This window comes from Methylobacterium sp. J-068 (assembly GCF_022829445.1).
In the GTDB taxonomy this organism is placed as follows: domain Bacteria; phylum Pseudomonadota; class Alphaproteobacteria; order Rhizobiales; family Beijerinckiaceae; genus Methylobacterium.
Genome location: NZ_JAKSXY010000070.1, coordinates 68,135 through 90,438 on the forward strand (window position 1 = coordinate 68,135; position 22,304 = coordinate 90,438).

The following is a 22,304-nucleotide window of genomic DNA, read 5'->3' on the forward strand; positions in this document are numbered from 1 at the left end:
TCCGCCAAGGCGCGCCGCGTGGCAAGGTCGCCCCTATGACGCAGAACATCGACCATCGGGCCCGCCGCCGCCGGGACGCGGCGGGCCTGAGCGCGAAGCCGCCCTCGACCTTCACCGCCTTCGGGCTCGCCGCCGAGGCCGAGGCGATCGATCCGGGCCTGCACGTGGTGGCGACCCCGATCGGCAACCTCAAGGACGTCTCGTTCCGGGCGCTGGCCACGCTCGCCGCCGCCGACGCGGTGCTGGCCGAGGACACCCGCGTCACCCGCACGCTCCTGATGCATTACGGGATCACCACGCCGCTGGTGGCCTATCACGAGCACTCGAACGCGGCGGTGCGCGAGCGGATGATCGCCCGCATGCAGGCCGGCGAGGCTCTCGCCCTGGTTTCGGATGCGGGCACGCCGCTCGTCTCCGATCCGGGCTTCAAGCTGGTCCAGGCCGCCATCGAGGCCGGGCTGTTGATCACACCGATCCCCGGCCCCTCGGCGGTGATGACCGCCATCGTGGCGGCGGGCCTGCCCACCGACCGGTTCTTCTTCGAGGGCTTCCTACCGGCGAAGTCCGGGGCCCGCCGCAACCGGCTCGAGATTCTCGGCCGGATCCCCGGCACCCTGGTGCTGTTCGAATCCCCGCACCGCCTGCCGGAGATGCTGGTCGATGCGGCGGACGTCCTGGGCGCGCCGCGCCCGGCGGCCGTGGCGCGGGAACTGACCAAGCTCTACGAGACGATCCGCCGGGGCACCCTCGGCAGCCTCGCGGCAACCTTCGCGGAGGAGGGGGCGCCGAAGGGCGAGGTCGTGGTGATCATCGGCACGCACGACGAGGCTCCGGCGGAGGCCGAGACCGATGCGGGGATCGACGCGGCGCTCACCGCCGCGCTCGCCCGGCACTCGATCAAGGACGCGGCCACGCTCGTCGCCGAGGAGACCGGGCAGCCGCGCCGGGCCGTCTACGCCCGCGCGCTGGCGCTGGCGCGGCGTGACGAGGCCTGAGCGCGCATGCCCGAGACCAGGGAGGCCGAACGTCGGCGGATCACCGAACGGCGCGGCCGCTCGGCCGAGGCCCTCGCCCTGATGGCCTTGATGCTGAAGGGATATCGGCCGCTCGGGCTGCGCTTCCGCGCGGCCGGTGGCGAGATCGATCTCATCGTGCGGCGCGGCGGCACGGTGGCGTTCGTGGAGGTGAAGGCGCGCGGGACCCTGGAATCGGCGCAGGGCGCCATCGATGCACGCAAGATCGCGCGCTTCTCGCGGGCGGCCCGGGCCTGGATCGGCCGCCACCCGGCCTGCGATGCCACGACCTTTCGCGCCGACGCGGTCTTCGTTTCGCCCCGCGCCTGGCCCCGTCACGTGGCCGACGCGTTCCCGATCTGTTGAGGTCGAGCCCGCGCGGTCAGGCCCGCGCGGCGGCGACGGCGGCGATCAGCGTGCGCTTGAGGTCGGCCTGGCTGAAGGGCTTCTGCACCACGGGCCGATCGCGAAACGGCTCGCGGATGCCGGCGCCGCCATAGCCCGTCGAGAACACGATCGGCAGGTTGCGCTTCACGATCGCCTCGGCGACCGGATAGATCGGTTCGCCCGCCACGTTGACGTCGAGGATGGCGACCTCGAAACTCTCCGTCTCGGCCATTTCGAGCGCCGTCGACAGGCGGGCGGCCGGGCCGACCACCGTGCAACCGAAATCGAGCAGCATGTCTTCGAGAAGCATCGAGATCGCGGCTTCGTCCTCGACGACAAGCACGCGAGCCCCGTTGAGAAGGTCTTCGTCCACTTGAGCACTCACGCCGGGGCTTCTTCCCTTCGATCCGTTCGAAAATCCGGAACACCTTCCAGGAAGGCCGTTCACGGGTTCGCTCCCACCATGTGCCGCCGGTACTCGGCGTCGCGGACGATACGAGCCTGAGGGGACGCCGCGAAGCGGACGTCCTGCCTCGGCGCACACCGAGCCGTCGCCCGTTACGCTGGGCGTGTCAAGCACCGGATACCCGGCAAACGCGATCTGTAGGGCCGCGATGTTACGGACCGATACATTTCCCGGCGGTTCCGGTTCTCACCTGGAGCCGAAGGCGGGGGGACGCCAACAACCTATGCTAATACGCGGTCCCGAACGCGCCGATCCGACGCGCCGATCGGCCCTTTTCACCCTGGCTCTGGTGCCGCTGCTCGCTGGACGCGCGGCGCTGGCGGAAGCGCCTCTCGTCGTGGCCTCGAAGAGCGACACCGAAGGTGCGCTCACGGGCGCGATGATCGCGCAGGTCCTGTCCCGGCTCGGCCTTCCGGTGGAGCGCAAGCTCGGCCTGGGGCCGACCCTGATCGTGCGCGCGAGCCTGCTCTCGGGCGAGGTGACGATCTATCCCGAATATACCGGCAACGGCGCCTTATTCACCGGCACCGAGACCGACCCGGTCTGGAAGTCGCCCCAGGGCGCCTTCGACACGATCCGCCGGCGCGACGCCGAGCGCGGCCTCGTCTGGCTCCAGCGGGCGCCGGCCAACAACACCTGGCTCATCGCCGTAAACGGCGACCTCGCGCGCCGGGAAGGCCTCGCCACCATGGCGGATTTCGCGCGCGCCGCGCGGGCGGGCCTCATCCGGCTCGCGGCCTCCACCGAGTTCGTGGAGAGCCCCGCCGCCCTGCCGTCCTTCGAGGCGGCCTACGGCTTCACCCTGTCCCTCGACCGCATCGTCAGCCTTCCGGGCGGCGACACGGCGGTGACGGCGCGCGCGGCGGCAGAGGGCATCAGCGGGGTCAATGCCGGCATGGTCTACGGAACGGATGGCGCCCTGGCGGCCCTGGACCTCACCGTGATGAGCGATCCGCTCGGCGCCCAGATCGTCTACGAGGTGGCGCCCGTGATCCGGGCGGAGGCCCTCGCGCGGCATCCCGCGATCGGGCCGGCTTTGGCGCGGGTCTTCGCCACCCTCGACGCCGCCACCCTGCGCCGCCTCAACGCCCGGATCACCGTCGAGGGCGAGGTCGCCGAGAGCGTGGCCGCGCGCCACCTCGCCGAGAACGGATTGCTGCCGTGACGGCGCGATCGGAATCCGCTGCTCCAAACCGGATCGACCTTCCCCACCTGCTCGCCGGTCTCGCCTGGCTCGCGGGCCTGTGGTTCGCGATGCTGCGCCTGCCGCTCTTGAATGTCGCGGCCAACCGGCTGGTGCCGGGGCACCCGGTCGTCGGCGCCGATGCGCTCGGCTGGACCGGTGCGGCCATCGCCGCCGCGAGTCTCGCAGGCCTCGTCCTTACGATGATCCGGGACGGTCGCCGGTTCGCCCTCGTGGCGGCCGCGGGCTTCACGGTGGCCCTCCTGATCCTCGCCGAGGGTCTCGGCTCGGGGGCGGCGCGCAACCTCGCGGGCGCGGCCCCGGCGGCGCGGGCCAGCCTCGGCGCCGGAAGCTGGCTCGCCCTGGCGCTGCTCGGGGGCGGGCTCGGATTCGCGGTCCGGCGCAGCCGCGTGCGGTGGCTGGGGTTGGCCGTCGGTCTCGGCCTCGGCCTCGGTCTGGCGGCCCTGGCCCACGCGGGACGCCTCGACGCGCTCTCGCTGGCCGTCGAGTACGCCGCGCGGCACGAAGCCGTGCAGGCCGCGATCCGCGAACACCTCGTTCTGGCGGGCTCCGCCCTCGCGATCGCGATCGCGGGCGCCGTGCCGCTCTCGCTCTGGCGTCGGGGCCAGGGCCTCGTCGCCATGCTCGTCGGCGGCATTCAGGTGGTGCCGGCCGTGGCGCTGCTCGGCGCCCTGGTCGCCCTGACGGCGGGCCTCCTGCGCGCCGTGCCGGCCTTGCGCGAGACCGGCCTGTCCGCCCTCGGCGCGGCCCCGGCGGTCGCAGGCATCGCGGCCTATCTGCTGCTGCCCCTGTGGCGCGGCATCGGCCTGGCCATGCGATCGCCCGACGCCGCGGCCATCGAGGCGGCCGAGGCGGTCGGCCTCACGCGCAGACAGATCCTGCTCGGCATCCGCCTGCCTCTCGGCGCGCCGATCCTGGTCGGGGCCCTGCGGGTCGCCGCCGTTCAGGGTCTCGGCCTCGCCACCCTCGGCGCCCTGGTGGGAGCCGGCGGCCTCGGCCGCATCGTCTTCGACGGGATGGCGCAGTTCGCGCCCGATCTCATCCTCCTCGGCGCCGTCCCGGTGGTGGCGCTGTCGCTCGGCGCCGAGATCGGGTTGAGCCGGCTCGAAGCGGCGGCGAGGCGGCGATGGCATCCATGACGCGGTTCCCCCGGCTGAACCCGGCCCGCCACCCCGCCCCCGGTTTCGCCGCCATGGGCCTCGTCCTCGCGGCGATCAGCCATCCCGCCGTGGCGACGGCAATCGTCTCGGGCCTCGGCGAACCGGTCCGCCGGCCCCTGGCGGTCGCGCGCCTGCTCGACCTCGGGCTGCGGCACATCCTGCTGGCCGGGACCGGCCTCGGCCTCGTGGCGATCCTCGGCATCGGCCTCGGCATCCTCGTGACGCGCCCCGCCGGCGTGCCCTGGCGCCCGGTGGTCGATGCCCTCGCGGCAGGCGCCCAGGCGGTACCGCCGGTCGTGGTGGTGGCGCTGGCCCTGCCGGTGCTGGGGTTCGGCGGTCCGCCGACGCTGCTGGCCCTCGTCGCCTACGGCATCATGCCGGTGCTGCGCGGCACGGTGGGGGGCATCGAGGGCGTCGCGCCGGACGTCCGCGAGGCCGGACGGGCGATCGGCCTGACGCGGACGCAGATCCTGACGCGGATCGAACTGCCCCTGGCGGCGCCCGCCATCGTGGAGACCTTGCGCACGGCGCTGGTGCTCGCGGTCGCCACCGCCGCCGTGGGAGCGCTCGCCGGGGCGGCCACCCTCGGCTCGCCGATCGTGGCCGGGCTCCAGAACCAGAACACCGTGCCGATGCTCCAGGGCGCGGCCGCGACCGCCGCCCTGGCCTTCCTCGCCGATGCGCTGCTCCTGGCGCTCACCGGCCGCTGGCGCGCATCTACTCGTCCTTGAACACCACTTCGGTCCCCGGCTTCACGCGGGTGGCGAGATCGCGCGCATCCCAGTTCGTGAGGCGGATGCAGCCATGGGATTCGGTCTTGCCGACCTTCTCGGGCTCGGGCGTGCCGTGGATGCCGTAGGAGGGGATCGACAGGTCGATCCAGACCACGCCGACCGGATTGTTCGGCCCCGGCGGGATCGTGAACTTGGTCTTCGCCTTCACCCCCGCGAACTGGTATTTCGGGTCGTAGGTGTAGGTCGGCGCGTAGGCGACGCCCTTCACCCGGGCCTTGCCCGAGGGCGCGGGCTTCTCCTCGCTGCCGATCGAGGCGGGATAGAACGCCACGAGCCGATCGTCCTTGTCGAAGGCGCGGACGCTACGGCTCTCCTTATCGACCTCGATGCGGGCGACGTCCTTGCCCGGCTTGGACTCCTCGCCGGCTTTGCCCTCCGCCTTCCTGTCCTCGCTCTTGCCGCTCTTGCTCATGGCGCTCTTGCCTTCCGGCTTCGGCTTGCCCGTTTCCAGCGGTGTCACCGCCGCCACCAGAATGACGGTACCGGGCTTGTCGAACGCGGCGTCGGGATTGAGCGCACCGAGGAGGTCCGGCGCCATGTGGAAGCGCTCGGCCAGCATCTCGCGGGCGCCGGTATAGCCGAGGGCGTCGAGATCGGCCTGCTGCTCCATCTTCGGCGGGATCTTGTCCACGAAGGGTCCGGCCGCATCCGCCTCGGTGATCGTGTATTCGGACAGGACCGGGTCCGAACCGGTCGCCTGGAGCTTCCCGGCGAGTTCGGGCGTCAGGTCCTCGCCGGCCGTCCGATCCTTCCCGGCCTTGAGACCATTGGCGGCCGCGAAGGCGCCGAGCGCACCGCGCAGGTTGTCGCCATCGCGCCCGTCGATGGCACCGGGCGAGAAGTGCGACCGGTCCAGCAGGATCTGCGCCCGGACCAGGGCGGGCTCCGGCCGCGTCGCGGCCGTGCGTTGGGACGCAGCGCTGTTCTTGCTCGGCTCGTTGCTCTTGTCCGTGTCGGCGGCCTCCGCCAGGGGCGCGGATTCGACGGCCTCGCGCGTCAGGGCCGGCGCCTCGGCTCGATCCTTGTCACGTGTCTCGGCGAGGGCCGAACCCGCGCTCAGGATCAGGGTGAGGGCCGCGAGGCCGCCCCGCATCGATCGTCCGCCCATGTCCACCGGAAGCTCCCGCCGCATCGCTTTGAATCCGCAAAGGTAAGAGCGCTCGGCCGGCGCGCGTTCCGCGCTTCCTCGCGGCGAGCAGCCGATCGGCCGAACACGTTACTGGCAGAGCCGGTGTCCCGCGTTCCGTTCGCGCTCGTCGAGGTGGAGGTGGTTGGCGTGGGCCGCGTCCGAGCCCGGCCCCAGCACCGTCCGGAAGAAGCCGCAGGCCCGGCCCCGGACCGCGCCGAGGAACGTCGCCTCGGGCGTTCCGTCGGGCAGCGCCGTGACGGCGATGGCCGGGCGGTCGGCGAAGGTGAAACCCATCACGTCGACGCCGTTGGCGAAGCTGTGCTCGCTCAGCTTGGCGTCGGGATCGTGGTTCTGGCCCCGGCACTCGTAGGAGGTGCCGATCGTGAGCCCCTTGAGCGGCCGGCCGAGATCGCGCTCGGCCGCGACCTGCGCCTCCGTGGTCCACCGGGCCAGGGCCTCGGCGGCCTCGCAGACCAGGGTCACGGGCGGGGTCAGGGTTAGGTCGTCGGCGAGGGCCGTCATCCGCAGGGGCTTGGCCGCCCCGCATTGGCCGTTGGCGATGGCGGGAAGGGGCTCGAACCGGGCGCCGAGCCGCTCGAGGCGGCGGCGGCAGGCGCTGTCGTCCACGGGTGCCACCGTGATGGCGAGGGCCGCGCCGGAGAGTTCCGGCGGACGCGGCGGCGGCGCCGGTGTCTCGCCGCCCGCTCGGGGCCCGTCGGCGTCCGGCGCCGTCGCGGCGGGTGCGGCGAGTTCGGGCGGCCGCTCGGGCGGACGCGGCGTATCGGCGGGCAGGGCCGGCCCCGGTTCGACGGCCATCGGCGCTGGGGCACCGAGTTCGGGCGGACGCGCCGGGGGCGTCGGCGGCGGCATCGGGATCGCGGTGGCATCCGAGGGCACGCCCTTGTCCTGGGCGCGTGCCGCCCCGGACCCTGCCCCCGGAAGCGGCGGGGCGAGGAGCATCGGCGCGGCCAGCGCCAGGATCAGCGGGCCGGGGCGGCGGGGCGGGCGCATCGCGTGTTCATCCTGGTCCGAGCCACCCGTGGAGACGGGCGACCACGTCGGGGTGCACGATCGGGGGGTTGAGGCCGGCCCGCAAGGGCACAAAGTCCACGCGCCGTCGCAATCGGTCGTCGCGCCGCCTTTGCGCTTTGGGATCGTGCGCTTACCCTAAGGAAGGTTTGCGCGACACATCGCACGAAGGAACCCGAATGACCTCAGGCACGCCCGACGCTCCCCTCGACCTTCACGCCACGCCGGCGTCGATCGGGCCCTTCGCGGAGCGGGACTGGTCGACGCCGCACGGCCTGCCGCCCTTCGAGCGCATCCAGCCCGCCCACTACCTGCCGGCCTTCGAGGCGGCCCTGGCCAGCCACGAGGCCGAGATCGCGGCGATCGCGGACGAGACCGCGCCGCCGAGCTTTTCCAACACCGTGGAGGCGCTGGAGCGGGCCGGGCACGACCTCGACCGGGTCGCGTCCGTGTTCTTCAATCTCAGCGGCAGTCACACCAACCCCGAGCTTCAGGCGGTCGAGCGGGCCATCACCCCGCGCCTCGCGCGCCACGGCAGCGCGATCTACCTGAACGCCGCGCTCTGGGCCCGCATCTCGGCCGTCGCGACCGAGGGTCTCGACCCGGAGCGGGCCCGCGTGCTCGACCGCTATCGCACCCGCTTCCGGCGCGCGGGCGCCGACCTCGCGCCCGAGGCCAAGACCCGCATGGCCGAGATCGCCGGCCGCATGGCCGAACTCGGCACGCGCTTCAGCCAGAACCTGCTCGCTGACGAGGGCGCCTTCGCGCTGCCGCTGGAGAGCGAGGACGATCTGGCCGGCCTGCCGCCCTTCCTGCGCGCGGCCGCCGCCTCCGCGGCGCGTGAGCGCGGCGGCGCCCACAGCCACGTCATCACCCTGTCGCGCTCGCTGATCGAGCCGTTCCTGGTGTTCTCGACCCGGCGCGACCTGCGCGAGAAGGCCTACGAAGCCTGGACCCGGCGCGGCGAGAACGGCGGCGACACCGACAATCGCGGCCTGATCGCCGAGATCGTCTCCCTGCGGGCCGAGCGCGCCCGGCTGCTCGGCTTCGACAGCTTCGCGCATTTCAAGCTCTCCGACACCATGGCGGGCTCGCCCGACCGGGCCATGGATCTCCTGCGCAACGTCTGGACCCCGGCCCTGAACCGCGCCAGCGCCGAGCGGGACCGGCTCCAGGCCCTGGTCCGGGCGGAGGGGCAGGACTTCGCGCTGGCGCGGCATGATTGGCGCCACTACGCCGAGAAGCTGCGGCGCGCCGAGCACGACCTCGACGAGAGCGAGATCAAGCCGTACCTGCCCCTCGAGGGCGTCATCGCGGCGGCGTTCGACACCGCTTCGCGCCTGTTCGGCCTACGCTTCGAGGAACTGGCGGGTGCGCCGCGCTACCATCCGGACGTGCGCGCCTTCGCCGTGCGCGATGCCGACGGCTCCGAGGTCGGGCTCTTCCTCGGCGACTACTTCGCCCGGGCCTCGAAGCGCAGCGGCGCCTGGATGAGCGCCTTCCGCTCGCAGGAGCGCCTGAACGGCGACATCAAGCCGATCATCGTCAACGTGATGAACTTCGCCAAAGCCCCGGAGGGGGAGGCGACCCTGCTCTCCTTCGACGATGCCCGCACCCTGTTCCACGAATTCGGCCACGCCCTGCACGGCCTGCTCTCCGACGTGACCTATCCGCTCCTGGCCGGCACCGCCGTGGCGGGCGACTTCGTGGAACTGCCCTCGCAGCTCTACGAGCACTGGCTCGAGCAGCCGGAGGTCCTGCGCGCGCATGCCCGGCACTACCGCACGGGCGAGCCGATGCCGGAAGACCTCCTGAAGCGGCTGCTCGCCGCGCGGACCTTCAACCAGGGCTTCGCCACGATCGAGTACACCTCATCCGCCATCGTCGACATGACCCTGCACCTGTCGAGCGCGGGCGAGGACGGGCTCGACGTCGCGGCCTTCGAGGCGGATGCCCTGAAGCGCATCGCGATGCCGGCCGAGATCGCGATGCGCCACCGCTCACCGCACTTCGCGCACATCTTCTCGGGCGACGGCTACGCGGCGGGCTATTACAGCTATCTCTGGTCGGAGGTGCTCGACGCGGATGCCTTCGATGCCTTCCGAGAGGCCGGCGACATCTTCCACCCGGACACGGCGGCCCGCCTGCGCCGCTACGTCTACGGTGCCGGCAACCTGCGCGATCCGGGCGAGGCCTACATCGCCTTCCGGGGCCGCCTGCCCAGCATCGATCCGCTCCTGCGCCAGCGCGGCCTCGCGGCCTGATGTGCCGGCCCGTCATGGTAACGGTTTCGTAAAGAAACAGCCTTAACCAATGCTTCCTGGCACACGGGAAGCACGGGTCATGACGGATAAGGTCCTCGCGTCGTCGGCGGAAACCTCGCCCGACGCTCTGCTGAAACAGGCGATCCTCGGCGCGCGGGCCTCCGCCGAGAAGGCCGCCAAGCCAGCCATCATTGGCAAGCCAGCCATGGTCGCCAAGACCGGGTTCCGCATCGACTCCCGCCTCGCCGGGCTGTCGGCCGCGGCCCTCGGCCTCGGCGCACTCATGGGCGCGGGGGCGATGAGCCTCGCGACGCAGCCTCAAAGTGCCGCGAGCGGCGAGGCGCTCGCACAGGTCCGCCAGCAGGTCGAGGCGGCGCGTAACGACTCCGAACGCCAGATCGAGCGCCTGGGCAAGAGTCTCGCGCAGCTTCAGGAGAGCGCCGACGCGGCGCGCTCCGAGGCCAAGACCCGCAGCGCGGCGCTGACCGAGCGCGTCGGGCGCGCCGAGCAGAGCATCACCACGAAGATGTCCGCCCTGGGCGACCGGCTCGAACAGGCCGAGAAGGACCAGACCGGCCGCCTCGCCGCGTTGACGACGCAGATCGAGAAGCGCGCCGCACCGGTGGCGGCCACGCCGCTACCGGCCCCGCAGGCCGCCAAGGCCATTCCGCCGGAGCCGACCGAGACCGGAGCGCTCGCGGACAAGCCGAAACCCGCGCCGACCGAGAACTGGGCCGTGCGGGAAGTCTATGATGGGATCGCCGTCCTGGAGGATCGCAAGCGCCGCCTCGTCGAGGTCGGCCCCGGCGACACCGTTCCGGGTGTCGGCCGCATCGAGGGCATCGAGCGGCGCGGCAAGACCTGGGTTGTCGTGACGAAGCAGGGCACCATCACGCCCCAGGCGTGGTGAGTGGCCCGCGCATCGACCAAACCTACGAGGTCTGAGCCTCGATCTCGGTCTCGGCATTCCGGACGGGGAAACGCGGCTCGACCGTCGCCGGATCGACGATCATGGCACCACGCGCCGCGCGGTTGCGTCCATGCGTGAGGGCGCGCGTCCGGGCTTCCGCCGACGGATGCAGCATCGCCGCCAGGAAGGCGAAACCCTCGTATTCCGAGTCGAGATTCTTGGCTTCGAACACAGGCATGGCGGCCACCGGACCCAGGGTCCCGAGGGTCCCCCGATGGGGACCACAGAACCTGTCATTGGCAGATAATGGGGATATCGGCAACAAGTTCCGATCGGCCGCCAATATTTACCATTAATTCATCTCTGCACCGCGTCAAAGCTTATCGCGGTGCGGCAGCGCACATGATTACAGTCTTCGTCTACCCCGAAAGCGGTAGCCAGGAGAAGGGCCCGGGCGTCCGGTTCCAGAGATTCAGGCCACGTCCTCGCGCAGGAGTTCGGTGTTGGCGGCGAAGGCCGCCATGGCGCCCTCGGCAGCGGCCACGACGGCGAATTGCACGCGGCGCGAGGCATCGCCCGCCACGAACAGGCCCGGCACGTTGGTGGTCTCGTACTCGCCCGTCGGAACCACGCCCTTCCGCGTCAGGTCGCAGCCGAGCTGGGTGATGAGCTCGGACGGGTCGCAGGGCATCGGCATCAGGAAGACGGCGTGGCAGGGGCGTTCCGTGCCGTCCGCGAAAACGATTCGGTCTGGTTGCCGGCCGTCGCCCTCGAGCCGCCGGATCGCCGTCTCGATCACCGCGACGCCCTGACGCTCCAGGCGCGCGCGGTCATGCGCCGAGAGTGTCGTCGGGTGGGCATCCGTGCACAGGGTGACGTCCCGGCTCCAGACCGTGAGTTCCAGGGCCATGCCCTTGGCCGCCGCACCGTGTGCGTAGACGACGAGGGCCCGGTCCCGGTTCTCGTAGCCGTCGCAGTAGGGACAGGCATGCACCCCGTGGCCCCAATAGGTCTCGAACCCATCGACCGAGGGCAGGGCCTGATGCAGGCCCGTGGCGAGGATGAGCTTGCGCGTCGTCTCGACGGTGCCATCCGCCAGGGTGACGGCGAACCCTGTGCCGTCGCGCCGCGCCTCGGTCACGGCGATCTCGCGGCGCTCCACCGTCCCGTAGCGCGCGAGATCGGCCTGCGCCCTGGCGCGCATCTCGAAGGGCGGCGTCCCGTCCCGGGTGAACACGCCCCAGGTCCGGGCCGCGACCGCGTTGCGCGGCGTACCCGCGTCGCAGAGCAGCACGTCGCGCCGGCAGCGGCCGAGGATCAGGGCCGCGTTGAGCCCCGCCGGGCCGCCGCCGACGATGATGACGTCGCGCATGTGCTGTCGCTCCCGGACGGGGTCTGTCACCGGGTCAACGGTCGAGGCGGCCGCGATGTTCGTCCAGGCGGCGGTCGAATGAAAAAACGGACGCGCGCATGAAAAAGGGCGCTCGCGCGCCCTCGTTCATTCGCGATGGGGGAGCCGTCTCAGGCGGCGGTCGGCGCCTTCACGGGGATGCCCTTCTCGGCGAGGAACTGGTGCAGTTCGCCCGACTGGAACATCTCGCGGGTGATGTCGCAGCCGCCGACGAACTCGCCCTTCACGTAGATCTGCGGAATGGTCGGCCAGTTCGAGAAGGCCTTGATGCCGTCGCGGATCGCCATGTCGTCGAGGACGTTCACGCCCTTGAACGGCACCTCGAGGTAGTTGAGGATCTGCACGACCTGGCCCGAGAAGCCGCACATCGGAAATTGCGGCGTGCCCTTCATGAACACGACCACGTCCTGGGACTCGATCTCGGCCTTGATGGCGGTGTTGGCGTCGGTCATGGTGTCGATCCTCTTAGGTGTCGCAGTGATCTAGTGATGGTCGGCCGGCCTGTTCAAGGCCGAGGCGAGGCGCTCCAGGGCCCAATCCATGGTGAAGGTCTCGGAAACGAGTTCTTCGGGTGTGAACGGCATCGCATCGGGCAGGCCGACGACGAGACGATCGTCGAACATCCGGAGGGAGACCTCCGCCTGGAGCCGTGCCGTCTTCCACAGCCATGACCAGTCGATCCGCTGCCGCATGCCGGGCGCGTAGGCCCGGCAGGCCGCCGCATGGAAAGCGATCACCTCGGATCGCCAGGATCGGGTCGACTGGGCGCTTGGCGCAGACATGTACTTCAGCACGTGAATGAGCATCTGCAGGAGCTTCTGCTCGACCGCGCTGATCTGGGACCGCCCCACGCTCTCGATCTCCTCGGCGACGTTCTCCCAGTCGAGGGCGTTCGACAGATCGGGCCGTAACGCGAGGGCCCGCACGGCAGCGGCCTGCTGCTCGGCCCAGGTCACGATGTCGTCGTCGTAGAGGCTCGGCTGATCCATCGTTCCGCCTCCGGAAGGTCGCCGGGGAGAGGCGTCAATCCTGGGGGACGCCCGTGGTGAGCGCAAGGGCGTGCAGCACGCCCCCCATGCGCCCCTGGAGCGCGCCGTAGACCATCTGGTGCTGGGCCACCCGGGTCTTGCCCTTGAAGGCGGCGGACAGGACGGTGGCGGCATAATGGTCGCCGTCCCCGGCCAGATCCTTGATCTCGATCCGGGCGTCGGGCAGCGCTTCCCGGATCATCGCCTCGATCTCGCGGGCATCCATGGGCATCGGGTTCACTCCTCGGATCGAAACGGGTTCTTATGCGGCAACGCCGGCCGGCTGGCTCGCCATGTAGGCCGGCAGCCAGCCCTCGTGGGCCACGCGCAGATCCGCCACCGCGATGCTCTCACCCCCCGGCAGCGTCAGGCGATCGGTGCCGACGACGCCGACGACGCCGGCCGGCACGCCCTGCGCGGAGGCGCTGTAGAGCAGGTCCGGCACGGTCTCGGGGTCCACGGCGAGGAGGTAGCGGGCTTGGTCCTCTCCGAAGAGGTAGGCGTGAGCCGGCACGCCCTCCGGCACGTCCGGCAGGGCCGCGCCGAGGCCGCCGGCCATCGCCATCTCGGCGAGCGCCACGGCGAGGCCGCCATCCGAGAGGTCGTGGACCGTGTCGACGAGGCCCGACGTGATCAGCCCGCGCACGAAGTCGCCGTTGCGGCGCTCCACGGCGAGGTCGACCGGCGGCGGTGCGCCCGCCTCGCGGCCGGCGACGACCGAAAGGTAGACCGACTGCCCGAGCCAGCCGGCCGTCTCGCCGACCAGCACGAGGATGTCGCCCGCGCGCTTGAGGTCGATCGTCGCGTGGCGGGTGACGTCGTCGAGGACGCCGACGCCGCCGATGGTCGGGGTGGGCAGGATGCCGACGCCGTTGGTCTCGTTGTAGAGCGAGACGTTGCCGGAGACGACGGGGAAGTCGAGGGCGAGGCAGGCCGCGCCGATGCCCTTGAGGCAGCCGACGAGCTGGCCCATCACCTCGGGCTTCTCGGGGTTGCCGAAGTTCAGGTTGTCGGTGATGGCGAGCGGACGACCGCCCACGGCGGTGATGTTGCGCCAGGCCTCCGCCACCGCCTGCTTGCCGCCCTCGACCGGGTCGGCCTCGCAGTACCGCGGCGTCACGTCGGCGGTCATGGCGAGCCCGCGCGGGCCGTCCTCGACACGCACGATGGCGGCGTTGCCCCCCGGCTTCTGTACGGTGTTGCCGCCGATGAAGTGGTCGTACTGCTCGTAGACCCAGCGCTTCGAGGACAGGTCCGGCGAGCCGACGAGGCGCTTCAGCGCCTCCGCGCTGCCGACCGTCTCGGGGACGTCCGACGCGGCGATGACGGGCTGGTGGGTGTTGGCGATGTGGGGCCGGTCGTAGAGCGGCGCCTCGTCGCCGAGCTCCTTGATCGGCAGGTCGGCCATCACCACGCCGTCGTGCTTGACCACGAAGCGCAGCGTGTCGGTGGTGTGGCCGATGATCGCGAAGTCGAGGCCCCATTTCACGAAGATGGCCTCGGCCTCGGCCTCCATGCCGGGCTTGAGCACCATGAGCATGCGCTCCTGGCTCTCGGAGAGCATCATCTCGTAGGCGCTCATGCCGGCCTCGCGGGCCGGCACCTTCTCGATGTGGAGTTCGACGCCGAGATCGCCCTTGGCGCCCATCTCGACGGCCGAGCAGGTCAGGCCCGCCGCGCCCATGTCCTGGATCGCGATGACGGCGCCGGACGCCATCAGTTCGAGGCAGGCCTCCAAGAGCAGCTTCTCGGCGAAGGGGTCGCCGACCTGCACGGTCGGGCGCTTCGATTCCGAGGCGTCGTCGAACTCGGCCGAGGCCATGGTGGCGCCGTGGATGCCGTCACGGCCGGTCTTCGAGCCGAGATAGACGATGGGGTTCCCGACGCCCGTGGCCGCCGCGTAGAAGATCGCGTCGGTGCGGGCGAGGCCCACCGCCATGGCGTTGACGAGGATGTTGCCGTCGTAGCGGGGATGGAAGCCCATGGCGCCGCCCACCGTCGGCACGCCGAAGGAATTGCCGTAGCCGCCGATGCCCGCGACCACGCCCGAGACGAGGTGCCGGGTGCGGGGATGGTCGGGCGAGCCGAAGCGCAGGGCGTTGAGCGCCGCGATGGGCCGCGCGCCCATGGTGAACACGTCGCGAAGAATGCCGCCGACGCCCGTCGTCGCGCCCTGGTAGGGCTCGATGAAGCTCGGGTGGTTGTGGCTCTCCATCTTGAAGACGCAGGCGAGGCCGTCGCCGATGTCGATGACGCCGGCATTCTCGCCCGGCCCCTGGATCACCCACGGCGCCGCGGTCGGCAGGCCGCGCAGGTGTTTGCGGGAAGACTTGTAGGAACAGTGCTCGTTCCACATGGCCGAGACGATGCCGAGTTCGGTCAGCGTCGGATCGCGACCGATCAGGGCCCGGAAGCGCGCGTACTCGTCCGGCGTCAGGCCGTGCTGGCGGACCAGTTCGGGGGTGATCGGAACATCGTTGCGGAACATGCGACCCCTCTCGGGCCGGGCCCGCGTCGGGGTCCGGCCGTGACGGCTCTAGAGCGGAACGGCGCGCCCTGGCAACCGGCGATCGCGGATCGGGCCGGGCGCGATACCCTAATCCTCGGCGGATTCCGACGTGACGCGGCCCTTCGGCTGCTCCCCCACGTCGCGCCAGCGCCGGATCAGCGCGTGGACCGGCTCGGGGCCGGCCACAAAGGCGATGTAGTCGAACGCCTCCGGGTCCCGGCTCGACATCAGGAGCTGGAAGTGCATCCGGAACAGGTTCCACTTGCGTCGGGCGATGATGCGCTTCTCGATCAGGTCGTCGATCCGCACGTGGATCTCGACCGGGCGGTGCGCCATCGGCGCCGGAAGCTTCGAGGCGCTCAAGGGGTTGCGCTGATGCACCGAGAGCCAGTCCCACTTCGCCCGGACGTCGAGCCAGAGAATCGCGTCGCAGGCCGCGACCCGGGCGAGCGCCGCGCGGGCCTCGGCGGCGCGGGGATCGAGGGTGATCCACGGAATCACGCTGCCGATGCTGACGAACGAGACCGGCGTGCCGCGCCGCCCGAACTCGGGGTCGCGGTTCAGGATCCGGTCGAGCGCTTCCAGGCCGAGGAAGCTCGACGAGGAATGGCCGATCACCACGATCTCGGACGTATGGCCCTCGGCTCGCCGGATGATGTCCGCGAAGGCGTCGAGGCGGTCGCGCATCCGGGTCTCGGCGCCGCCGGCATGGTCGTGCGTGAAGGCCGTGTCGTCCACGAGATGGGCCACGTAGAACGGCTTGCCGCGCGTCACCCGCATCAGCCCGGCCAGGATCGCGTAGGCGAGGGGCGGAACCGCGAGATACGCCCAGGGCGTCGCGAGATCGGCCGCGAGCGCGACGAGGCCCGTCGCGGCGGCGAGGCTCGAGACCACGAGAAACAGGTAGATGAGGTGGACGCCGATGATCACGCGGGCGAAGCGCCGGGCCTCGCGCCGGAACGGACGCAGGTAGCCGGAGCGCAGCAGGCGCCACCACAAGGCCGGCACCGCGACGAGCCGTCGCCCGTTGGAGCGCGGGAAACGGGCGCGGACGATGTCGTCCCAGCGCAGCAGGGTGTAGCGCGTGGCCTGCCCGTCGAGGCTCACGTCCCAGTCGAGGGCGAGACCGTCCGGCGTCCGCTCGGGATCGCCCACGGTCACGGTCAGGCCGCGCCGCACGGCGGCCAGCCGGCTCTCACGCCGGAACAGGCCCCAATAGGTCTCCGGCTCGCGCGGATCGAAGCCCGGCATGTAGAAGACCTGACGCCTCGACGCGGCGGTCGGCTCTGAAGACTGGTCGATGAGAGGTCCGTCCGATTCCGAGGATGTGCTGCGCTACTCCGCGCCCGTCCCTACACGATGCGCATCGCGCGGCACGAGTGCGAAAGCGCATCAGGCACGCGCGGTCGGCGCGTGCGCGAGGAATTCGGCGATCGCACCGACGAAACGCTCGCCGTAGGCCTCGCGCTTGCGCTCGCCGACCCCGTGCACGGTGCGCAGCGCGTAGAGGTCGACGGGCTTGGTGCGGGCCATCTCGATCAGGGTGCGGTCGGGGAAGACCATGAAGGCGGCGATGCCCTCGGCCCGGGCGATGGTGGCGCGCAGGCCTCGCAGGTGCTGGAATAGGGCTTCGGTCGCCGGGTCGAGGTCGAGGCTCGCATCCTCGCGGGCGGCCCCCCGCTTGCGATCACGGGGCTCGGCCGCCTTGGGCTCGGGATCGGGCCGCATCTGGATGGCCTCGCGGCCGAACAGGATCGCCTCGCCCTTGTCGGTGAGGGAGAGCCCGCCGAAGCCGTCGCCGTTCTCGGAGACGGCGCCGGCCGCGAAGAGCTGGCGCAGCATCGCGCGCCAGGCCGCGATCGGCTTGTCGGCGCCGACCCCGAAGGTCTTCAGGGCCGTGTGACCGTTGCGCCGGATGGTATCCGATTCCTTGCCGTGGACCACGTCGCAGACATAGGCCGCGCCGAAGCGTTGGCCGGTGCGCACGATGGCCGAGAGCAGCTTCTGCGCCGGCACGGTGGCGTCGACGAGCGAGACGCCGCCGCGGCAGAGGTCGCAGCGCCCGCAGGGCTCGCTCGCCTCGCCGAAATAACCGAGCAGGGATTGCCGCCGGCAGGTGGCGCCCTCGCAGAGCGCGATCATCGCCTCCAGCTTGCGCCGCTCGACCCGGCGGCGCTCGTCGGGCACCTCCTTCTCGTCGATCTGGCGCCGGCGCAGGGCCATGTCGTCGAGGCCGTAGATGGTGAGCGTGTCGGCGGGCAGGCCGTCGCGGCCGGCGCGGCCGATCTCCTGGTAGTAGCCCTCGACGTTCGAGGGCATGTCGGCGTGGCAGACGAAGCGCACGTCGGGCTTGTTGATGCCCATGCCGAAGGCCACCGTGGCGGTCATCACCACGCCGTCCTCCTGCAGGAAGGTGTCCTGATTCTTCATGCGCGTGCCCTGGTCGAGGCCGGCATGGTAGGGCAGGGCGCGGAATCCGTCCTTCGACAGGATCTCGGCGAGCTGCTCCGTGCGCTTGCGCGACGAGCAGTAGATGATCCCGCTCTCCGAGCGGCGCGGGCGCAGGAAGCGCTCGATCTGGCGGGTCGGGTTGTCCTTCGGCGCGAAGGTCAGGCGGATGTTCGGCCGGTCGAAGGAATGGACGAAGGCCTTGAGTTCGCGTCCCGCCGGGAACAGCCGCTCGGTGATGTCGGCTCGGGTCGCCTTGTCGGCGGTGGCGGTGAGCGCCAGGGTCTGGACGTTGCCGAGCGCCTCGCGGGCGCGGGCGAGATCGCGGTACTCGGGCCGGAAATCGTGGCCCCATTGCGAGACGCAGTGGGCCTCGTCCACGGCGAGGCGCCGGACGCCGGCACCCCGCAGGGCGTCCATCAGCCCCTCCATCATCAGCCGCTCGGGCGAGACGAAGAGGAGCCGGAGGTCGCCGGAGCGGATCTGGCGCCAGGTCTCGCGGGAGGTCGCTTCGGCCACGGAGGAGTTCAGGGTCGCGGCCGCGACGCCGAAGCCGAGCATCTGCTGCACCTGGTCGTGCATCAGCGCGATCAGGGGCGAGACCACCACGGTCAGCGAGTGCTCCACCAGGGCGGGCAGCTGATAGGTCATCGACTTGCCCGAGCCCGTGGGCATGACCGCGAACACGTCGGTGCCGTCGAGCACGGCGCCGATCACCTCGTCCTGGCCGGGGCGGAAATCGTCGTAGCCGAAGGTCTTCTTCAACGCGGCGCGGGCCTCGTCGAGACGGCTTGTCATCGCGAACCTTGGGTGGGAATTCCGGGGGCGGCCTGATGGGCCGAGGTCTTGATCAGGCATTGTGTAGACACTAGCATCGTCCCGTCTACACGGGAGCGATCCTAATGCCTCTCAACATCCGAAGCGAGGAGGTGAATCGCCTCGCGGAGAAAGTGGCGGCCCTGGCCCGCGTCAGCAAGACCGAGGCGGTGCGGATCGCCCTGGTGCGGGAAGTGGAGCGGTTGGAGGGGCAGCCGTCGCTGCTGGAGCGGATGCGGCCGGCGCGCGCCCGGATCGCCCAGCATCCGGATACGGGGCTGGAGGCGGACAAGGCCTTCTTCGACGATCTCAACGGGGAGCCGTGATGTTCGTCGATGCGTCCGCCATGGTCGCAATCCTGACCGGAGAAGAGGAAGACATCGCTCTGTTTCACTGCCTCGAGGGGGCCAATCATCCGATCACGTCGGCCCTCGCCATCTTCGAGACGGCGAGCGCCGTTTGCCGCAAGAAGGGGCTGTCGGTGGAAGCGGCCGAGAGGGAGGTTCGCGGGTTGCTGGAGCAGGCGCAGATCCGGGTGGTGCCCATGACCGACGCGGAGGCGCACGGCGCGCTCGCGGCTTACGCGCGCTACGGCAAGGGACGGGGACACCCGGCCAAGCTCAACATGGGCGACTGCTTCGCCTATGCCTGCGCACGCACCCACGACGTCCCGCTGCTGTTCGTCGGCAACGACTTTTCCCGAACCGACATTCCGTCCGCCCTCGCCTGAGCATCACCGCGTCGCGACGGCGACCGCCGCGCCCGCCATCACGGTCCCGGCGCCGCGATTGATCGCCCGCCGCGCACGCTGCGAGGTGAACACCCGCCGGGCCCGCGCCGCAGCCCCGGCATAGGCGGAGAGGACGCCGCTCAGGACGACGACGATGGTCGCGCCCATCGCGGCGAAGCCGGACGCGTTGAGGCGATCGAGATCGATCACCCCCGGCAGCAGGGCGAGGAAGAACAGGATCACCTTCGGGTTGCAGAGGGTGAGGACGAGGCCGCCAACGAACAGGCGTATCCGGCCGTCTTCGTCCACGGGCGTGGCCTCGATGGGCGCCACGGGCGCGGTCCAGGCTTTCCAGGCGAGAACCGCGAGATATGTGGCCCCCGCGTATTTCAGGACCACGAACGCGACGGCCATGGACTGGGCGAGGAAGGCCATGCCGGCCGCCGCCACGCCGAACCAGACGAGGTCGCCCACGACGAAACCGGCGATGAAGGCCGCGATGCCGCCCGCCCCGCGCGCCAGCACCCGCGCCACGAGGGCGGCGATGCCGGGACCGGGCGAGGCCACCGCCACGGCGTAGATGCCGGCAAACAGGAGGAGATTCGCGATCGACAAGGCTTGTCCCGGCGGTCAGGGGGCGGCGACGCGCCCATCGACGATCCTGACCATGTCGGCGCGTGCCTCGAGTTCCGCGAAGAGCGCCGGATCGGCCCCCGTCATCCAGACCTGACCCGAGAGGGCCTCGAGGGCGTCGAACAGACCGGCCCGGCGGCGCGGATCGAGATGGGCGGCGACCTCGTCGAGGAGGACGAGGGGCGCAATCCCGCACATCGCCTGGACGAGGCGGGCATGGGCCAGCACGAGGCCGATGAGGAGCGCCTTCTGCTCGCCGGTGGAGGCGGTGGCGGCGGGCACATCCTTGGGGCCGTGGCGCACCACGAGGTCGCTGGTCTGGGGGCCGCTCAAGGTGCGCCCCGCCGCGCGGTCGCGGGCGCGGCCCTGGCGCAGAGCCATGCGGAAACGGTCCTCCGCCTCCAGCGCCGGCCAGACCGCGACGAGGTCGTCGAGATCGCCTTCGAGACGCAGGGCCGCCCAGGGGAAGGGCTGGGCGTCGTCGCGCCCCTCGGCGATCAGGCGGTCGAGGCGCTCCGTGGTCTCGCGGCGCGCCAGCGCCACCGAGACGCCGAGTTCCGCAACCTCGCGCTCGACCGCGTCGAGCCATTGCCCGTCGTTCGGGCGCTCCTCCAGCAGACGGTTGCGCGAGCGTAAGGCCCGTTCGAGGGCGTTGACGCGCGCCCCGTGGCTCGCATCCACCGCCAGCACCAGCCGGTCGAGGAAGCGGCGGCGGTCGCCGGCCGGCCCCCGGAACAGGCCGTCGAGGTCCGGCGTCAGCCAGACCACGCGGAGGAATTCCGAGAAGGCGACGGGCGAGGGCGCCGTCGCCCCGTCGATCCGGCACAGGCGCGCGGCCTTGCCGTCGTAGCCCGGTGGCTCGTAGCCGGTGCCGATCCGGTGCTCGTCCTCCCCGCGCGCCAGCGCCATCGAGACCGCGAACCCGCCGGGACCGCCGGTGCGCGCCATGCCCGCGAGATCCGCCCGGCGCAGGCCGCGCCCCGGCGAGAACAGCGAGATCGCCTCCAGGAGGTTGGTCTTGCCGGCCCCGTTCTCGCCCACGAGGGCGACGAAGCGGCGCCCCACGCCGAGATCGAGATCGGCGTGGTTGCGAAAGTCGCGGCAGACCAGGCGGGTGAGGCGAAGGCCTCCGCTGGTGGAAATGGTCGGGTCCGTCGTCGGGGCGGGGATCGGGCTCGGGCCTTCGATCACACCCGCATCGGCATCAGCACGTAGAGCGCGGACGCGCCCTCGCGGTCCTGAATCAGGGTCGGCGAGCCCGGATCGGCGAGCTTGAACAGGGCGGTGTCGCCTTCGAGCTGGCTCGTGATGTCGAGGAGGTAGCGGGCGTTGAAGCCGATATCGAGGGCGGCGGCGTCGTAATCGACGTCGATCTCCTCGGTGGCGCTGCCGGAATCCGGGTTGTTCACCGAGAGGGCGAGGCGGCCGTCCTGCACCGCGAGCTTCACCGCGCGGCCGCGCTCCGACGAGATCGTCGAGACGCGGTCGACGGCCTTGGCGAAGACGTCGCGCTCCACGGTGAGGAACTTGTCGTTGCCCGCCGGGATCACGCGCTGGTAATCCGGGAAGGTGCCGTCGATCAGCTTCGAGATCAGCACCACGCCGCTGGCGAACTTGAAGCGGATCTTGGCCGAGGACAGGTCGATCTCGACGCTCTCGCCGCCATCCTCCACGAGCTTGATGATCTCGGCCACCGCCTTGCGGGGTACGATGATGCCGGGCATGTCGCGGCTGCCCTCGGGCGCGTCGAGTTCGACGCGGGCGAGGCGGTGGCCGTCGGTGGCCACCGCGCGCATGCGCAGGGCCCCCTCGGACTCGATCGTGTGCAGGTAGATGCCGTTGAGGTAGTAGCGCGTCTCTTCGGTGGAGATCGCGAACTGCGTCTTCTCGATGAGGCGCTTCAAGTCCGAGGCCGCGATGACGAAGCGGGTCGGCAATTCGCCGGCCGCCAGATCCGGGAAATCGCCCTCGGGCAGGGCGCCGAGAGAGAAGCGCGAGCGCCCGGAGCGGATGGTCATCTGCCCCGTCTCGCCGCTGGTCTCCAGCGAGACCTGAGCGCCGTCGGGCAGCTTGCGCACGATGTCGTAGATCACGTGGGCGGGCACGGTGATGGCCCCGGCATCGACCACGTCGGCGGGGATGGTCTCGGTCACCTCGATGTCGAGGTCGGTCGCCCGCAATTCGAGGCCGCCGGAACCGGCGCGCAGGAGCACGTTCGACAGGATCGGGATGGTGTTGCGGCGCTCCACCACGCGGTGCACGTGGCCGAGCGACCGAAGGAGGGCCGCACGCTCGACAGTGACTCTCATGGTCTGAACTCGTGGTCTCTCGTCGGGCATCGCGAGGGGCGGGCGCGGCGTCGCGCTCAACCGT

At 71.2% G+C, this 22,304-nt stretch carries 23 protein-coding genes; 9 read left to right on the top strand and 14 right to left on the bottom strand.

All coding sequences use genetic code 11. The annotated features are described in order from the left end of the window. Window positions 1-35: 35 nt before the first annotated feature. Together rsmI and MKK54_RS10550 are read left to right on the top strand one after the other, a co-directional pair. Window positions 36-995: a 16S rRNA (cytidine(1402)-2'-O)-methyltransferase gene (gene rsmI, locus MKK54_RS10545; protein WP_244010744.1), complete on the top strand. Its 960-nt coding sequence runs from the start codon at window positions 36-38 to the stop codon at window positions 993-995. Window positions 996-1,001: 6 nt separating this feature from the next. Continuing rightward, window positions 1,002-1,379 (top strand): YraN family protein, encoded by a 378-nt coding sequence (locus tag MKK54_RS10550; RefSeq protein WP_244010745.1) that lies wholly within the window; start codon window positions 1,002-1,004, stop codon window positions 1,377-1,379. Window positions 1,380-1,395: 16 nt separating this feature from the next. Here the strand turns inward: MKK54_RS10550 and MKK54_RS10555 are convergent, their stop codons facing one another. After that, a complete protein-coding gene (locus tag MKK54_RS10555; RefSeq protein ID WP_244010746.1) occupies window positions 1,396-1,785 on the bottom strand; it encodes a response regulator in 390 nt (129 codons plus the stop codon). Window positions 1,786-2,089: 304 nt separating this feature from the next. Here MKK54_RS10555 and MKK54_RS10560 point away from each other — a divergent pair, with 304 nt between their 5' ends. Genes MKK54_RS10560 through MKK54_RS10570 form a run of 3 tightly spaced genes read left to right on the top strand, consistent with a single transcriptional unit; the run spans window position 2,090 to window position 4,961 of the window. Beyond that, window positions 2,090-3,031 (top strand): glycine betaine ABC transporter substrate-binding protein, encoded by a 942-nt coding sequence (locus MKK54_RS10560; RefSeq protein WP_409564157.1) that lies wholly within the window; start codon window positions 2,090-2,092, stop codon window positions 3,029-3,031. After that, window positions 3,028-4,209 carry an ABC transporter permease subunit gene (locus MKK54_RS10565; protein WP_244010747.1) on the top strand — a complete coding sequence of 394 codons (1,182 nt, stop codon included), beginning with the start codon at window positions 3,028-3,030 and terminating at the stop codon, window positions 4,207-4,209. The genes MKK54_RS10560 and MKK54_RS10565 overlap by 4 nt, the downstream gene beginning before the upstream one ends. Then, entirely contained in the window at window positions 4,206-4,961 is a 756-nt protein-coding gene (locus MKK54_RS10570) for an ABC transporter permease (RefSeq protein WP_244010748.1), read from the top strand. Before MKK54_RS10565 ends, MKK54_RS10570 begins: the two co-directional genes overlap by 4 nt. Here MKK54_RS10570 and MKK54_RS10575 read toward each other — a convergent pair. Together MKK54_RS10575 and MKK54_RS10580 are read right to left on the bottom strand one after the other, a co-directional pair. Then, window positions 4,948-6,132 (bottom strand): L,D-transpeptidase, encoded by a 1,185-nt coding sequence (locus tag MKK54_RS10575; protein WP_244010749.1) that lies wholly within the window; start codon window positions 6,130-6,132, stop codon window positions 4,948-4,950. The two genes, MKK54_RS10570 and MKK54_RS10575, sit on opposite strands and share 14 nt — an antisense overlap. Window positions 6,133-6,240: 108 nt before the next feature. Further along, window positions 6,241-7,164, bottom strand: a complete 924-nt coding sequence (locus MKK54_RS10580) for an extensin family protein (RefSeq protein WP_409564158.1) — start codon at window positions 7,162-7,164, stop codon at window positions 6,241-6,243. A 197-nt stretch (window positions 7,165-7,361) separates the two neighbouring features. Between MKK54_RS10580 and MKK54_RS10585 the strand changes: the two genes are divergently transcribed. Together MKK54_RS10585 and MKK54_RS10590 are read left to right on the top strand one after the other, a co-directional pair. Then, window positions 7,362-9,446, top strand: a complete 2,085-nt coding sequence (locus MKK54_RS10585) for a M3 family metallopeptidase (RefSeq protein ID WP_244010750.1) — start codon at window positions 7,362-7,364, stop codon at window positions 9,444-9,446. A 79-nt stretch (window positions 9,447-9,525) separates the two neighbouring features. Then, the gene (locus MKK54_RS10590; protein ID WP_244010751.1) at window positions 9,526-10,356 is read left to right on the top strand and encodes a hypothetical protein; all 831 of its coding nucleotides are present in this window, start codon (window positions 9,526-9,528) and stop codon (window positions 10,354-10,356) included. Between the two features lie 22 nt (window positions 10,357-10,378). Here the strand turns inward: MKK54_RS10590 and MKK54_RS10595 are convergent, their stop codons facing one another. From MKK54_RS10595 to recQ, 8 genes are all read right to left on the bottom strand, one after another. Then, a complete protein-coding gene (locus MKK54_RS10595; protein ID WP_244010752.1) occupies window positions 10,379-10,594 on the bottom strand; it encodes a hypothetical protein in 216 nt (71 codons plus the stop codon). 234 nt (window positions 10,595-10,828) lie between these two features. Continuing rightward, window positions 10,829-11,728 carry an NAD(P)/FAD-dependent oxidoreductase gene (locus tag MKK54_RS10600; protein WP_244010753.1) on the bottom strand — a complete coding sequence of 300 codons (900 nt, stop codon included), beginning with the start codon at window positions 11,726-11,728 and terminating at the stop codon, window positions 10,829-10,831. Between the two features lie 149 nt (window positions 11,729-11,877). Continuing rightward, complete coding sequence (grxD, locus tag MKK54_RS10605; RefSeq protein WP_244010754.1) at window positions 11,878-12,219, bottom strand: Grx4 family monothiol glutaredoxin; 342 nt, start codon at window positions 12,217-12,219, stop codon at window positions 11,878-11,880. A gap of 30 nt (window positions 12,220-12,249) precedes the next feature. Continuing rightward, window positions 12,250-12,756, bottom strand: coding sequence for a DUF29 family protein (locus MKK54_RS10610; protein WP_244010755.1), 507 nt, complete (start codon window positions 12,754-12,756; stop codon window positions 12,250-12,252). A 34-nt stretch (window positions 12,757-12,790) separates the two neighbouring features. Next, a complete protein-coding gene (locus tag MKK54_RS10615; RefSeq protein ID WP_056095688.1) occupies window positions 12,791-13,027 on the bottom strand; it encodes a BolA family protein in 237 nt (78 codons plus the stop codon). 30 nt (window positions 13,028-13,057) lie between these two features. Then, window positions 13,058-15,283 carry a phosphoribosylformylglycinamidine synthase subunit PurL gene (gene purL / locus MKK54_RS10620; protein ID WP_244010756.1) on the bottom strand — a complete coding sequence of 742 codons (2,226 nt, stop codon included), beginning with the start codon at window positions 15,281-15,283 and terminating at the stop codon, window positions 13,058-13,060. Window positions 15,284-15,391: 108 nt separating this feature from the next. Then, window positions 15,392-16,555: a hydrolase gene (locus MKK54_RS10625; protein WP_244010757.1), complete on the bottom strand. Its 1,164-nt coding sequence runs from the start codon at window positions 16,553-16,555 to the stop codon at window positions 15,392-15,394. A 141-nt stretch (window positions 16,556-16,696) separates the two neighbouring features. Further along, window positions 16,697-18,550: a DNA helicase RecQ gene (recQ, locus tag MKK54_RS10630; RefSeq protein WP_244010758.1), complete on the bottom strand. Its 1,854-nt coding sequence runs from the start codon at window positions 18,548-18,550 to the stop codon at window positions 16,697-16,699. 104 nt (window positions 18,551-18,654) lie between these two features. On the opposite strand from recQ, the gene MKK54_RS10635 reads away from it, so the two are divergent. Together MKK54_RS10635 and MKK54_RS10640 are read left to right on the top strand one after the other, a co-directional pair. After that, window positions 18,655-18,894, top strand: coding sequence for a type II toxin-antitoxin system VapB family antitoxin (locus tag MKK54_RS10635; RefSeq protein WP_244010759.1), 240 nt, complete (start codon window positions 18,655-18,657; stop codon window positions 18,892-18,894). Further along, window positions 18,894-19,298: a type II toxin-antitoxin system VapC family toxin gene (locus tag MKK54_RS10640; RefSeq protein ID WP_244010760.1), complete on the top strand. Its 405-nt coding sequence runs from the start codon at window positions 18,894-18,896 to the stop codon at window positions 19,296-19,298. Before MKK54_RS10635 ends, MKK54_RS10640 begins: the two co-directional genes overlap by 1 nt. Window positions 19,299-19,301: 3 nt before the next feature. On the opposite strand, the gene MKK54_RS10645 is transcribed toward MKK54_RS10640, so the two are convergent. Genes MKK54_RS10645 through dnaN form a run of 3 tightly spaced genes read right to left on the bottom strand, consistent with a single transcriptional unit; the run spans window position 19,302 to window position 22,240 of the window. Continuing rightward, window positions 19,302-19,913 (bottom strand): LysE family translocator, encoded by a 612-nt coding sequence (locus MKK54_RS10645; protein WP_244010761.1) that lies wholly within the window; start codon window positions 19,911-19,913, stop codon window positions 19,302-19,304. 15 nt (window positions 19,914-19,928) lie between these two features. After that, a complete protein-coding gene (recF, locus tag MKK54_RS10650; protein WP_244010814.1) occupies window positions 19,929-21,074 on the bottom strand; it encodes a DNA replication/repair protein RecF in 1,146 nt (381 codons plus the stop codon). Between the two features lie 44 nt (window positions 21,075-21,118). Next, a complete protein-coding gene (gene dnaN / locus MKK54_RS10655) occupies window positions 21,119-22,240 on the bottom strand; it encodes a DNA polymerase III subunit beta (RefSeq protein WP_244010762.1) in 1,122 nt (373 codons plus the stop codon). Window positions 22,241-22,304: the final 64 nt, after the last annotated feature.

Excerpts from the sequence above, each read along its gene's own strand:
- rsmI (WP_244010744.1), top strand. The coding sequence starts at position 36 with ATGACGCAGAACATCGACCATCGGGCCCGCCGCCGCCGGGACGCGGCG.
- MKK54_RS10550 (WP_244010745.1), top strand. The coding sequence starts at position 1,002 with ATGCCCGAGACCAGGGAGGCCGAACGTCGGCGGATCACCGAACGGCGC.
- MKK54_RS10560 (WP_409564157.1), top strand. The coding sequence starts at position 2,090 with ATGCTAATACGCGGTCCCGAACGCGCCGATCCGACGCGCCGATCGGCC.
- MKK54_RS10570 (WP_244010748.1), top strand. The coding sequence starts at position 4,206 with ATGACGCGGTTCCCCCGGCTGAACCCGGCCCGCCACCCCGCCCCCGGT.
- MKK54_RS10575 (WP_244010749.1), bottom strand. The coding sequence starts at position 6,132 with ATGGGCGGACGATCGATGCGGGGCGGCCTCGCGGCCCTCACCCTGATC.
- MKK54_RS10580 (WP_409564158.1), bottom strand. The coding sequence starts at position 7,164 with ATGCGCCCGCCCCGCCGCCCCGGCCCGCTGATCCTGGCGCTGGCCGCG.
- MKK54_RS10585 (WP_244010750.1), top strand. The coding sequence starts at position 7,362 with ATGACCTCAGGCACGCCCGACGCTCCCCTCGACCTTCACGCCACGCCG.
- MKK54_RS10590 (WP_244010751.1), top strand. The coding sequence starts at position 9,526 with ATGACGGATAAGGTCCTCGCGTCGTCGGCGGAAACCTCGCCCGACGCT.
- MKK54_RS10595 (WP_244010752.1), bottom strand. The coding sequence starts at position 10,594 with ATGCCTGTGTTCGAAGCCAAGAATCTCGACTCGGAATACGAGGGTTTC.
- MKK54_RS10600 (WP_244010753.1), bottom strand. The coding sequence starts at position 11,728 with ATGCGCGACGTCATCATCGTCGGCGGCGGCCCGGCGGGGCTCAACGCG.
- grxD (WP_244010754.1), bottom strand. The coding sequence starts at position 12,219 with ATGACCGACGCCAACACCGCCATCAAGGCCGAGATCGAGTCCCAGGAC.
- MKK54_RS10610 (WP_244010755.1), bottom strand. The coding sequence starts at position 12,756 with ATGGATCAGCCGAGCCTCTACGACGACGACATCGTGACCTGGGCCGAG.
- MKK54_RS10615 (WP_056095688.1), bottom strand. The coding sequence starts at position 13,027 with ATGCCCATGGATGCCCGCGAGATCGAGGCGATGATCCGGGAAGCGCTG.
- purL (WP_244010756.1), bottom strand. The coding sequence starts at position 15,283 with ATGTTCCGCAACGATGTTCCGATCACCCCCGAACTGGTCCGCCAGCAC.
- MKK54_RS10625 (WP_244010757.1), bottom strand. The coding sequence starts at position 16,555 with ATGCCGGGCTTCGATCCGCGCGAGCCGGAGACCTATTGGGGCCTGTTC.
- recQ (WP_244010758.1), bottom strand. The coding sequence starts at position 18,550 with ATGACAAGCCGTCTCGACGAGGCCCGCGCCGCGTTGAAGAAGACCTTC.
- MKK54_RS10635 (WP_244010759.1), top strand. The coding sequence starts at position 18,655 with ATGCCTCTCAACATCCGAAGCGAGGAGGTGAATCGCCTCGCGGAGAAA.
- MKK54_RS10640 (WP_244010760.1), top strand. The coding sequence starts at position 18,894 with ATGTTCGTCGATGCGTCCGCCATGGTCGCAATCCTGACCGGAGAAGAG.
- dnaN (WP_244010762.1), bottom strand. The coding sequence starts at position 22,240 with ATGAGAGTCACTGTCGAGCGTGCGGCCCTCCTTCGGTCGCTCGGCCAC.